General features: G+C 72.3%; 8 protein-coding genes and 1 other RNA gene. 6 read left to right on the forward strand and 3 right to left on the reverse strand.

All coding sequences use genetic code 11. The annotated features are described in order from the left end of the window. A partial coding sequence (locus QM626_RS10600; RefSeq protein ID WP_415076790.1) for a DUF58 domain-containing protein occupies positions 1–1,154 on the reverse strand: 1,154 nt, incomplete at its 3' end. A 2-nt stretch (positions 1,155–1,156) separates the two neighbouring features. After that, on the reverse strand, positions 1,157–2,125 hold the full coding sequence (locus QM626_RS10605; protein ID WP_415076792.1) for an AAA family ATPase: 969 nt from the start codon (positions 2,123–2,125) through the stop codon (positions 1,157–1,159). A gap of 162 nt (positions 2,126–2,287) precedes the next feature. On the opposite strand from QM626_RS10605, the gene ffs reads away from it, so the two are divergent. Continuing rightward, an RNA gene (gene ffs, locus QM626_RS10610) (signal recognition particle sRNA small type) lies at positions 2,288–2,384 on the forward strand. Between the two features lie 151 nt (positions 2,385–2,535). Here the strand turns inward: ffs and QM626_RS10615 are convergent. Next, positions 2,536–3,432 carry a DUF559 domain-containing protein gene (locus QM626_RS10615; RefSeq protein WP_415076794.1) on the reverse strand — a complete coding sequence of 299 codons (897 nt, stop codon included), beginning with the start codon at positions 3,430–3,432 and terminating at the stop codon, positions 2,536–2,538. 297 nt (positions 3,433–3,729) lie between these two features. On the opposite strand from QM626_RS10615, the gene pta reads away from it, so the two are divergent. The 5 genes from pta to QM626_RS10640 form a co-directional block, all read left to right on the forward strand. Then, positions 3,730–5,844, forward strand: a complete 2,115-nt coding sequence (gene pta / locus QM626_RS10620; RefSeq protein WP_415076796.1) for a phosphate acetyltransferase — start codon at positions 3,730–3,732, stop codon at positions 5,842–5,844. A 130-nt stretch (positions 5,845–5,974) separates the two neighbouring features. Next, positions 5,975–7,201 (forward strand): acetate/propionate family kinase, encoded by a 1,227-nt coding sequence (locus tag QM626_RS10625; protein WP_415076798.1) that lies wholly within the window; start codon positions 5,975–5,977, stop codon positions 7,199–7,201. An 89-nt stretch (positions 7,202–7,290) separates the two neighbouring features. After that, positions 7,291–8,013, forward strand: a complete 723-nt coding sequence (locus QM626_RS10630) for an HAD family hydrolase (protein WP_415076800.1) — start codon at positions 7,291–7,293, stop codon at positions 8,011–8,013. A gap of 51 nt (positions 8,014–8,064) precedes the next feature. After that, positions 8,065–10,593: a glycoside hydrolase family 65 protein gene (locus tag QM626_RS10635; RefSeq protein WP_415076802.1), complete on the forward strand. Its 2,529-nt coding sequence runs from the start codon at positions 8,065–8,067 to the stop codon at positions 10,591–10,593. 64 nt (positions 10,594–10,657) lie between these two features. Further along, the coding region (locus QM626_RS10640) for a DNA polymerase III subunit gamma and tau (protein ID WP_415076804.1) at positions 10,658–11,870 on the forward strand (1,213 nt) is incomplete at its 3' end.

Consider the following 11,870-nt stretch of genomic DNA (forward strand, 5'->3'; position numbering starts at 1 on the left):
CCGCGCCAGCCCCGGGCCATCGCGACGGCGCCGTCCGCGGCGCCCACCGCGAGCAGCACGGGCAGCACGCTGTGCCCGGAGACCGCGCTGAGCGCGGCGGCGTCCGTCTCGCCGATCATGCCGGTGACGAGCACGAGCGGACCCGTGGTGGCACCGCCGAATCGCGCGATGAGGGCCGAGAGATCCTCGTCGAGGTGTGCGCGCACCTCCGCGAACGCCAGGAGCAGCCGTTCGATGCCGTCTTCGTCCCCGGCCGCGAGCGGATCGCACAGCGCCCGGCCCTCGACATCCGTGACGGCCACGTCGAACCCGCTGCGGGCGAGATACGCCGCGACCGACACGCAGGCGGTCACCGCCGCCTCGAACCGGGGGTCCAGGCCCGGGACGCCGCCCGCCGGCGCGAACCGCGAACCCGCCGCGTCGAACACGACTGTCGCCTCCGGGGACGTCTCGTGCTCCTCCTGACGCACCATCAGCTCGTCACGGTGCGCGCTCGCGCGCCAGTGCACGCGCCGCACCGAGTCGCCCGGCATCCACGGGCGGGCGACGAGGTCGTCGTAGCCCTGGCTGAACCGGCTCGTCAATGAGGAGCGCGCGCCGCCGGCGCCCCCCGCGACCGAGCCCGCCGTGTCCAGCGAGACCGCCGCGGGGGTGACCACGAGCGACCACCCGCCGCCCACCCGGACGTCGCGGCGGGTGAGCCCGAACGGGTCGGTGATGGTGACGGTCGACGGTCCGAGCCGATGCACGCCGCGCCGCCGGGCCAGCACCTGGTAGGACCAGGCGATCGTGCGGTCGGTGTCACGCCAGGCCGATCCGATGCCCGGCAGCATCCGCGACGTGTCGCCGGCCAGGCCCGCGGGCAGACGGTCGCGCCAGCGCCCGGCCGGCACCGACCAGGTCGAGAGCACCCTGGTGAGCAGCCGGATCGTGACGGTCTCGCCCACCGCCGGCACCTCGGGGATCGCACTGCGTTCGACCTCGCCGCGGCGGCGGGTGAGGAGCACCCACAGCAGGCACACGACCACGAGGGCGGCCAGCAGCACCCCGAACACCTGCAACTCGACCAGCCCGGTCACGACGGCCGCGACGAAGCACGCGACCGAGAGAAGGAGGGCGACGACTCCCCGCGCCGTCAGCGGCCAGCGGCGCATGATCAGCCGTGCGCGTCGAGGGGGACTCGGGTGGTGCCGAGGATGCGCTCCAGCAGCGTGGCGACGTGCTGCGCCGGATCCCCGCCCCGTGCCCCGCCGACGCGGGCGGGGATCAGCCGGTGGGCGAAGACCGGCACCACGAGAGCGGCGACGTCGTCCGGGATCACGAACGAGCGTCCCTCCAGCGCCGCGTGCACCTTGGCCGCGCGCACGAGCTGCAGGGTCGCCCGAGGACTGGCGCCCAGCCGCAGCTCCGGATGATTCCGGGTGGCGTTCGCGAGCGAGACCGCGTACTCCTCGATCGCGGCGGACACGTGGATGTTGCGCGCCCACGCGATGAGATCCAGCACCTCCTCGGCGGTGACCACCGGGGTCACCGCCGTCAGCGGGTTCTCGGTCTCGCGCTGGCGCAGCATCAGCGCCTCCGCCGCGGCATCCGGGTACCCCATCGATATGCGCATCATGAAGCGGTCCCGCTGCGCCTCGGGCAGCGCGTACGTGCCCTCCATGTCGAGCGGGTTCTGCGTCGCGACGACCAGGAACGGCTCGGCGAGGGCGTGCGACCGGCCGTCGACGGTGACCTGGCGCTCCGCCATCGCCTCCAGCAGGGCGGACTGGGTCTTGGGGGAGGACCGGTTGATCTCGTCGGCGATGACGATATGCGCGAACACCGCGCCCGGCTTGAACTCGAACTCGCGCTTGTTCGGGTCGAACACGGACACGCCGGTGACGTCGCCGGGCAGGAGGTCGGGGGTGAACTGGATGCGGCGGACGGTCGCATCCACGGATGCCGCCAACGCGCGGGCGAGCATGGTCTTGCCCACGCCCGGCACGTCCTCGATCAGCAGGTGCCCCTCGGCGAGGAGCGCGACGAGGGCGGCGCGGACCGCGTCCGGCTTGCCGTCGATCACGCTCTCGACGGATGCGGTGATTCGTCCGGTCACCTCGGCGAACCGTTCGGCGCTGTCCACGATTCCCCCTTCTCCGCGGCTGGTACCGGCAGCCGCGCTGAACGCGGGACGCGGGCATCGGCGCCCCGCGATCCGATCGTAGCCCGACCCGCCGAGGCCGGAGCGGTGCGCGACGGGGACGGCGACGCTTCGACAGGCGTGGCGGCGGCGGGTAGGATCGAGTCCGGCTCTCCGCGTGGCGGCACCCAGGCCAACTCCCCCAGGACGGAAACGTAGCAAGGGTAACCAGGCTCTGTCGGGTGCGCGGAGGGTCTTTTCTTTGCTTCTCTCGCACCCTTCTGCGCGTCAGCTCCGTCCAGGATCAGAACTCAGGACGCCGCCGCCGACACGCCGGTGGAAGGGGCCGTGGATGCCGCTCTCGCCGGTTCGTCCTGAGTTCTGCGCCGGCGCGGAAGCGGACACAGAGCGGCTCAGCGCGGTTCGGGGAGGAGCAGGTCGAGCAGCCCGCGGATCGCGGCGACCACGCGGTCGGGATGCCAGAAGATGTCCTCCGCGATCGGGCGATACGTCGCGTAGCCGAGGGCGGCCGCGGCCTGATCGCGTCGCAGATCGCGCCGGCGGTCGGCCCATGACCCGTGAAAGCCCCTGCTGTCGCACTCGACGATGAGGCGGCCCGCCACGACGAAGTCCACGCGGCCCACCGAGTCGATGCGCACCTGCACCTCGAACTCGCAGCCGATCGTGCGCAGGATCAGCCGCACCGGGGACTCCGAGCCGGACTCGGCGCGGGCATCGAGCAACCGACGCAACGCGACGAACCGGGGCGGCAGCAGCGCGAAGATGCGGTCGAGATCGCGCCGGTCGATGAGCCCGAGATGCAGTCCCGAGTCGAGCGTGGCGATCGCCGCGCGCGGTCGCTGACAGCGGACGGCGTCGGCGAACGCTTCGACCAGATCGACCGAGGCGTCCTCCCGCGGCCGCCGCGCGTGTCGCGTGCGATGGCGTCGCACCTCGCGGGGCAGGGGGCGGTGACGCGAGTCGCCGCGCTCGTGGCAGACGTGCAGCGCGGTCGCGTCGAGGACGAAGACGCCCCACCGCGCCAGCTCGGACACGCACGTCAGCCGTCCGCCGGTGCGACAGGCGGCCACGCAGTCGGGATCGGCATCCGGATGCAGATACTCGCCGTTGCGAGCACGCACGAGACGCCCGTCCGCGACGGCCACGGTCAGCTTCTTCGGCGTCCACCCGCCGGCCAGCAGCTCGACGCGTGAGTAGACGCGCCACCGCTGCGGGACGGCCTCGCCCCGCCGCCGGCGCCGCCGGAGGTAGGCGGCGGGGATCGGAGCGGGGGAATCGGGCGGCAGCATCCCGTCAGCCTGCGGCGCCCGTGCGCAGGGCTGGCCGGCTCTGCACAGCCCCGACCACTGCAGCAAGATCTTCGCCCCTGGGGAGGAGAGGATGCGGTGGCGCAGAACTCAGGACGCCGCCGCCGACACGCCGGTGGAGAGGGCCGTGGATGCCGCTCCCGCCGGTTCGTCCTGAGTTCTGCGCCCGGCGCGGAGCGGGACACGGGGAGAGGAGCTGAGGGGAGGGGCTGAGGGCAGGGGATATCTCGGCGTCGAGGCACCCTGGCCCCGCGCATCGGCCCCGCATAGGCTGAGCGAGTGGCGCAGAGCATCCTCATCACCTCCGCGGAAGGCCACTCGGGCAAGTCCACCGTCGCGCTGGGTGTGCTCGACGCCCTGAGCCACGCGGTCGCCCGCGTCGGCGTGTTCCGGCCCATCGCGCGCTCCACCGTCGAACGCGACTACGTGCTGCAGCTGCTGCTGGACCATGACGGCGTCGGCCTGGACTACGACGACTGCGTGGGCGTCGGCTACGACGAGGTGCACGCCGACCCGGAGGCGGCGCTGGCCCGCATCGTCGAGCGGTTCAAGGCCGTCGAGGCGCAGTGCGACGCGGTCGTCGTGCTCGGCAGCGACTACACCGACGTCGGCAACCCCGCCGAGTTCGCCTACAACGCCCGCATCGCCGCGAACCTGGGCGCACCGGTGCTGCTGGTCGTGGGCGGTCGCGCTGCGCACGGGCAGGGCGATCAGCTCGGCATGAGCGACCCCCGCACCCCCGACGAGATCGCGCAGGTCGCCGCCCTCACCCTCGCCGAGCTCCGCACCGCCCGCGCCGAGCTGTTCGCCGTCGTCGCCAACCGCGTCGAGCCCGACCGGCTCGAGCCCACCGTCGCCGCCCTGCGGGCCGTCGTCGGCGCCGACGTGCGGGTGTGGGCGCTGCCGGAGGACCGCTTCCTCGTCGCGCCCTCGGTGCGCGGCGTGATGCGCTCGGTCGAGGGCGTGCTGATCAAGGGCGACCCGGCCCTCCTCACCCGCGAGGTGCTGGGCGTGGTCGTGGCGGGGATGTCGATGGTCAACGTGCTGCCCCGGCTCGTCGAGAGCGCGGTCGTCGTGATCCCCGCCGACCGCACCGAGGTGCTGCTGGCGGCCCTCCTCGCGAACGCGTCGGGGACGTTCCCCTCGCTCGCCGCGGTGGTGCTCAACGGGCCGTTCCCGCTGCCCGAGACCATCGACCGGCTGATCGACGGCCTCGGCTCGAACCTGCCGATCATCACGACCGACCGCGGCACCTACGACACCGCGGTGCGCATCATGAGCACGCGCGGGCGCCTCGCCGCCGACTCGCAGCGCCGCTACGACACGGCGCTGAGCCTGTTCGAGACGCACGTCGACGGTGCCGAGCTGACGCGCCTGCTCGGCCTCGCACATCCCGAGGTCGTCACCCCGCTGATGTTCGAATACGGCCTCATCGAGCGCGCCCGCGCCGACCGCAAGCACATCGTGCTGCCGGAGGGCGAGGACGACCGCATCCTGCGCGCCGCCGCGACCGTGCTCGCGCGCGGCATCGCCGACCTGACCATCCTCGGCGAGGAGATCGAGGTGCGCTCGCGCGCGATCGAGCTGGGCATCGACATCCGGGACGCCGCCGTCGTCAGCCCGTTCGACGCCCTGCTGGGCATCCGCTTCGCGGAGGAGTACACCCGGCTGCGCGCGCGGAAGGGCGTGACGGCGCAGCAGGCCGCCGACACCGTCACCGACGCCTCCTACTTCGGCACGATGATGGTGCACCTGGGGCTGGCCGACGGCATGGTCTCGGGCGCCGCGCACACCACGGCGCACACCATCCGGCCCGCGTTCGAGATCATCAAGACGCGCCCCGGGGTCGCCGTCGTCTCCAGCGTCTTCCTCATGGCGCTCGCCGACCGCGTGCTGGTCTACGGCGACTGCGCCGTGATCCCCGACCCGACCGCCGAGCAGCTCGCCGACATCGCCGTCTCGTCGGCGGCCACGGCATCCCGGTTCGGCGTCGAGCCGCGCGTGGCGATGCTGTCGTACTCGACGGGCGAGTCGGGGGCGGGGGCGGACGTCGAGAAGGTGCGGCAGGCGACGGCGCTGGTGCGCGAGCGGGCCCCCGAGCTGCCGGTCGAGGGTCCGATCCAGTACGACGCGGCGGCCGACGCGGCCGTCGCCCGGGCGAAGATGCCGGATTCGAAGGTCGCGGGGCGGGCGACGGTGTTCGTGTTCCCCGACCTGAACACGGGCAACAACACCTACAAGGCGGTGCAGCGCTCGGCCGGCGCCGTCGCGATCGGCCCGGTGCTGCAGGGCCTGAACAAGCCGATCAACGACCTCTCCCGCGGCGCGCTGGTCGACGACATCGTCAACACCATCGCGATCACGGCCATCCAGGCGCAGGGGGGCCAAGGATGATCCGACGGACGCCCATGTCCCACTTCGGAGCGGGTCGTGTCCCACTTCGGCGCGGTATGAGGTCGCCATACCGCGCCGAAGTGGGACATGCTCGCACGGCCGAGCGGATGCGCGAACGGGGTGCGAGCCGATGAGCGTGGTGCTCGTCATCAACAGCGGATCGTCGTCGTTCAAATACCAGCTCATCGACATGGACCGCGAGCGGGTGCTCGCCTCGGGCCTGGTCGAGCGCATCGGGCAGGCGGAGGGGCACGCCTCGCACACGGTCGCGTCGTTCGGGCAGCAGGATGCCGCCAGCCCCACCGTCCTCGACGCGACCTTCGAACGCGACCTGCCGATCCCCGACCACACCGGCGGCTTCGCCGTGATGCTGGAGGCGTTCGCCGCGCACGGGCCGTCGCTCCACGACCACCCGCCGGTCGCCGTCGGCCATCGTGTCGTGCACGGCGGGGCGCGGTTCTTCGCCCCCACGGTGATCACGCCGCTGGTCGAGATCAACATCGACGAGCTGTCCGTGCTCGCGCCGCTGCACAATCCCGGCGCCCTGCAGGGGATCCGCGCGGCGAAGGCCGCGTTCGGCGGCATCCCGCACGTGGCCGTGTTCGACACCGCCTTCCACCAGACCATGCCGGCGGAGGCGTACACGTATGCGATCGACCGGAGGGTCAGCGAGCCGCTCCGCATCCGCAAGTACGGGTTCCACGGCACCTCGCACAAGTTCGTGAGCGAGGCCGCAGCCGCCTTCCTCGGTCGCCCGCTGGGCGAGCTGCGGCAGATCGTCTTCCACCTCGGCAACGGCGCGTCCGTCACCGCGATCGACGGCGGCCGTTCGGTCGACACGTCGATGGGGCTGACGCCGCTGGAGGGGCTGGTCATGGGCACCCGGTCCGGTGACATCGACCCGGCCGTCGTGTTCCAGCTCGTGCGCCGGGGCGAGATGACGATCGGCGAGGTCGACGACCTGCTCAACAAGCGCTCCGGGATCCTCGGGCTCGCCGGCGTCGCCGACATGCGCGACCTGGGCACGCGGGTCGAGGCCGGCGACGAGGCCGCGCAGCTCGCCTTCGACGTCTACATCCACCGGCTGCGCGCCTATGCCGGCGCCTACCTGGCCCAGCTGGGCGGCGTCGACGTCCTCTCCTTCACGGCGGGGGTCGGCGAGAACTCGATCCGCGTGCGGGCGGCGGCGCTCGCCACGCTCGGCTTCGCGGGCGTCCGGCTCGACCCCGAGCGCAACGCGGCACGCGGTCACGGCATCCGCGTCATCTCCGCCGACGACTCGCAGGTCGCCGTGCTGGTCGTCCCCACGAACGAGGAGCTGGAGATCGCGCGGCAGACCCTCGAGGTCGCGGACTGACGCCGCCCGGGGCGGGCCGACGCGGCGGGGATTCGATACCGGCGCGTAACCTGCCGGGGATACGCTGGCGACCAGCGACTGGAGGCTCTGTGACCCTGCCCGACCTGACGACGTACGACGCCGTCCTGTTCGACCTCGACGGCGTGCTGACGCCCACCGCCGAGGTGCACATGCACGCCTGGCGCACGATGTTCGAGCAGCTGTTCGCGGAGTGGGACATCGAGCCGCCCTACACGGATGCCGACTACTTCGAGCACCTCGACGGCAAGAAGCGCTACGACGGCGTCGCGAGCCTGCTGCGCAGCCGTGACGTCGAGGTGCCGTGGGGCAGCCCCGACGACGATCCGGTCGCGAGCACGGTGTGCGGCATCGGCAACCGCAAGAACGAGGTGTTCGCCGCGGTCCTGCGCGCCGAGGGCATCGTCCCGTATCCCGGCTCGCTGCGCCTGATCGACCGGCTGCAGGAGGCCGGCGTGCCGATCGCGGTGGTGTCGAGCTCGAAGAACGCCGAGGAGGTGCTGGATGCCGCCGGCATCCGCGACCGCTTCGACGTCGTCATGGACGGGGTCATCGCCGAACGCGACCACCTCGCCTCCAAGCCCGCGCCGGACGTGTTCGTCGAAGGGGCGCGGATGCTGGGCGTCGACCCGGCCCGCAGCGCCGCCGTCGAGGACGCGATCAGCGGCGTCAGATCGGCGGCCTCCGGCGGCTTCGCCCTCGTCGTGGGCGTGGATCGCGGGGTCGGGGCCGAGGCGCTCACGGCAGCGGGCGCCGACGTCGTGGTCGACGACCTCGCCGCCTTCGTAGACTGACCCGATCCGCACAGCGCGACCACCCACCCCTCTCGACCCGAAGGCACGCACATGATCGACCGTGACCGCTTCCCCGTCGACCCCTGGCGGCTCGTCGAACGGTCCTTCTCGCTCGAGGACGCCGGCGTCACCGAGACGCTGTTCACCGTCGGCAACGGCTATCTCGGCCTCCGCGGCAACCACCCGGAGGGACGGTTCGGCCATGAGCAGGGCACGTTCATCAACGGGTTCCACGAGACGTTCCCGATCCGTCACGCCGAGCAGGCGTACGGCTTCGCCGAGGTCGGCCAGACCATCGTGAACGTGCCCGACGCGAAGGTCATGCGCGTCTACGTCGACGACGAGCCGCTCTCGTTCGACCTCGCCGACATCGTCGAGTACGAGCGCGTCCTCGACATGCGCGACGGCGTGCTGCGACGCGACCTGGTCTGGCGCACGCCGTCGGGCAAGCACGTCCGCATCCACTTCTCGCGCATGGTCTCGTTCGAGGAGCGCCACCTCGCGGCGATGGACGTGTCGGTCACCGTGCTGGACGCCGACGCGCCGGTCACCATCAGCTGCCAGCTCGTGAACCGGCAGGACGCCGCCGACGTCTACAGCGGGATGCCCGGGGCGGCGGCCAGAGGCGGCTTCGACCCCCGCAAGGCCGAGCGGATCGACGAGCGCGTGCTGCAGCCGCAGGACCACTGGCAGGACGAGGCGCGCTCGGTGCTCAGCTACCGGGTCACCGCCTCGGGCATGACGATCGCGCTCGTCGCCGACCACACGATCGAGACGCAGAACCCGTACGACGTCAAGACGCTCATCGACCCCGACATCGCCAAGAACGTCTACCGGGTGCAGGCGAAGGCGGGCGTGCCGATCACGGTGACCAAGCTCGTGAGCTACCACACCTCGCGCGGCGTGCCCACGCGCGAGCTCATCGACCGCTGCCGTCGCACGCTCGACCGCGCCGAGCAGGCCGGGCTGGCCACGATCCGGCTGCGCCAGCGCGCCTGGCTCGACGGGTTCTGGGAGCGCTCCGACGTGCGCATCGCCGAGCACGACGACCTCCAGCAGGCGACGCGCTGGTGCCTGTTCCAGCTCGCCCAGGCCACCGCGCGCGCGGACGGGCTCGGCGTGCCGGCGAAAGGACTGTCGGGCTCCGGGTACAGCGGCCACTACTTCTGGGACACCGAGATCTACGTGCTGCCGTTCCTCGCGTACACGAGCCCGCTGTGGGCCCGCAACGCGCTGCGGATGCGCGTGCACATGCTGCCCGACGCCCGGCGGCGTGCGTTCCAGCTCAACGAGGCGGGTGCGCTGTTCCCGTGGCGCACGATCAACGGCGAGGAGGCGTCGGCGTACTACGCCGCCGGCACCGCCCAGTACCACATCAACGCCGACGTCTGCTTCGCGCTGGCGAAGTACGTGCGGGCCACCGACGACCTCGAGTTCCTCTACCGCGAGGGCGTCGACATCGCCGTCGAGACCGCCAGGCTGTGGGCCTCGCTCGGGTTCTGGCGGGAGGAGATCGACGGCGAGGACACGTTCCACATCCACGGGGTCACCGGGCCCGACGAGTACACCACCGTCGTCAACGACAACCTGTTCACGAACGTGATGGCCCGCTTCAACCTGCGCTTCGCGGCCCGCACGGTGCGCGAGATGGCGGAGGTCGACGGCGAGGTGTACCGGCAGATGGTCGAGCGGCTGCACCTCGACCCGGCGGAGCCGGAGGCCTGGGACCGCGCCGCCGACGCGATGCACATCCCCTACAGCCTGGGACTGGGCATCCACCCGCAGGACGAGGTCTTCCTCGAGCGGGAGGTGTGGGACCTGGAGCAGACCCCGCCGGAGCAGCGGCCGTTGCTGCTGCACTTCCACCCGCTGGTGATCTACCGGTACCAGGTGCTCAAGCAGGCCGACGTCGTGCTGGCGCTGTTCCTGCAGGGCAACCACTTCACGAGCGAGGAGAAGCTCGCCGACTTCGAGTACTACGACCCGCTGACCACGGGCGATTCCACGCTCTCCGGGGTGGTGCAGTCGATCCTCGCCGCCGAGGTGGGCTATCAGGAGCTCGCGCTGGAGTACTTCCTCGACGGCATCTTCGTCGACCTCGGCGACCTGCACCACAACGCCTCCGACGGTGTGCACGTGGCGTCGGCGGGAGGGGCGTGGACCGCGCTGGTCTCGGGCTTCGGCGGCATGCGCGACCACTACGGCGAGCTGAGCTTCGACCCGCGGCTGCCGGAGAGCTGGCCGGAGCTGTCCTACCCGTTGATGTGGCACGGCACCCGGCTGCACATCACGGTGCGACGCGACGAGCTCATCGTGCGGGCGGATGCCGGCGAGCCGGTCGACTTCCGGGTGCGCGGCACGGCGTACACGATCGGCGGCGGGGGCGAGCTGGTGATCCCGCTGCTGGGCCAGGGGCCGATCCGTCCCGGGCGGCCCACGCTCGGGATGTTCGCGGACGCGCGGCGCGAGGACGGCACGTTGCTGTCGGCGTCCGTGCCGACGCTCACCACGAGCGTCCCGGTCGTCACGGACACGGTGCCGGTCACCGCCAGCGAGGTCGAGGCGCCGCTGGACGCCTGACGCCCCTGCCCCCTCCGCCTCGCGGGGCGAGGCGGGTGTCGGCGGCACGCCCTAGGCTGGACGCGTGACCACTGCTCTGTACCGCCGCTACCGCCCGGAGGCGTTCGGCGAGATGATCGGGCAGGCGCAGGTCACCGAGCCGCTGATGACGGCGTTGCGCGCCGACCGCATCGGCCATGCGTACCTCTTCTCCGGCCCGCGCGGGTGCGGCAAGACGACCTCGGCGCGCATCCTGGCGCGCTGCCTGAACTGCGCCGAGGGGCCCACCGACACCCCGTGCGGCGTGTGCGAGAGCTGCATCGAGCTCGGCCGCGGCGGCGGCGGCTCGCTCGACGTCGTCGAGATCGACGCGGCATCCCACAACGGTGTCGACGATGCCCGCGACCTCCGCGAGCGGGCGATCTTCGCGCCCGCCCGCGACCGGTTCAAGATCTTCATCCTCGACGAGGCGCACATGGTCACCCCGCAGGGGTTCAACGCGCTGCTCAAGCTCGTCGAGGAGCCGCCCGAGCACGTCAAGTTCATCTTCGCGACCACCGAGCCCGAGAAGGTCATCGGCACGATCCGCTCGCGCACGCACCACTACCCGTTCCGGCTCGTGCCGCCCGCGGCGATGCTCGCCTACGTCGAGCAGCTGTGCGCGCAGGAGGGCGTCGGCGTCGAGCCGGGCGTGCTGCCGCTGGTCGTGCGCGCCGGCGGCGGCTCACCGCGTGACACGCTGTCGCTGCTCGACCAGCTCATCGCCGGCTCCGAGGGGTCGACCGTCGCCTACGAGCGGGCGGTGGCGCTGCTCGGATACACGCACGGCGAGCTGCTCGACCAGGTCGTCGACGCGCTGGGCGCGACGGATGCGGCGGCCGCGTTCGCCGCGATCGATCGCGTCGTGCAGACCGGGCAGGACCCGCGCCGCTTCGTCGAAGACCTGCTGGAGCGGCTGCGCGATCTCATCGTGGTCGCCGCGACCGGAACGGACGCGTCGGCTGTGCTGCGCGGCATCCCGGCCGACGAGCTGGAGCGCATGGGGCGGCAGGCGGGCGTGTTCGGCGCCGATCGGCTCTCGCGCACGGCCGACATCGTCATCGCCGCCCTCGACGAGATGACGGGCGCGACCTCCCCCCGCCTGCAGCTGGAGCTCATGGTCGCGCGCGTGCTGGCGCAGGCGGCGCAGGATGCTCCGACGTCTCAGCGCGACGCCGCGCCGACCGCGGAGCGCGGCCCTGCGCAGCCGCCGGCATCGGGGCACGGCTCCGTCCAGGCCCCGGCGTCGGAGCGCGGGC

It is taken from the genome of Microbacterium sp. (genome assembly GCF_047606385.1).
GTDB lineage: Bacteria > Actinomycetota > Actinomycetes > Actinomycetales > Microbacteriaceae > Microbacterium.

Bases quoted from the DNA above. Each gene is read 5' to 3' on its own strand.
- QM626_RS10615 (WP_415076794.1), bottom strand. From the start codon at position 3,432: ATGCTGCCGCCCGATTCCCCCGCTCCGATCCCCGCCGCCTACCTCCGG.
- QM626_RS10635 (WP_415076802.1), top strand. From the start codon at position 8,065: ATGATCGACCGTGACCGCTTCCCCGTCGACCCCTGGCGGCTCGTCGAA.
- QM626_RS10625 (WP_415076798.1), top strand. From the start codon at position 5,975: ATGAGCGTGGTGCTCGTCATCAACAGCGGATCGTCGTCGTTCAAATAC.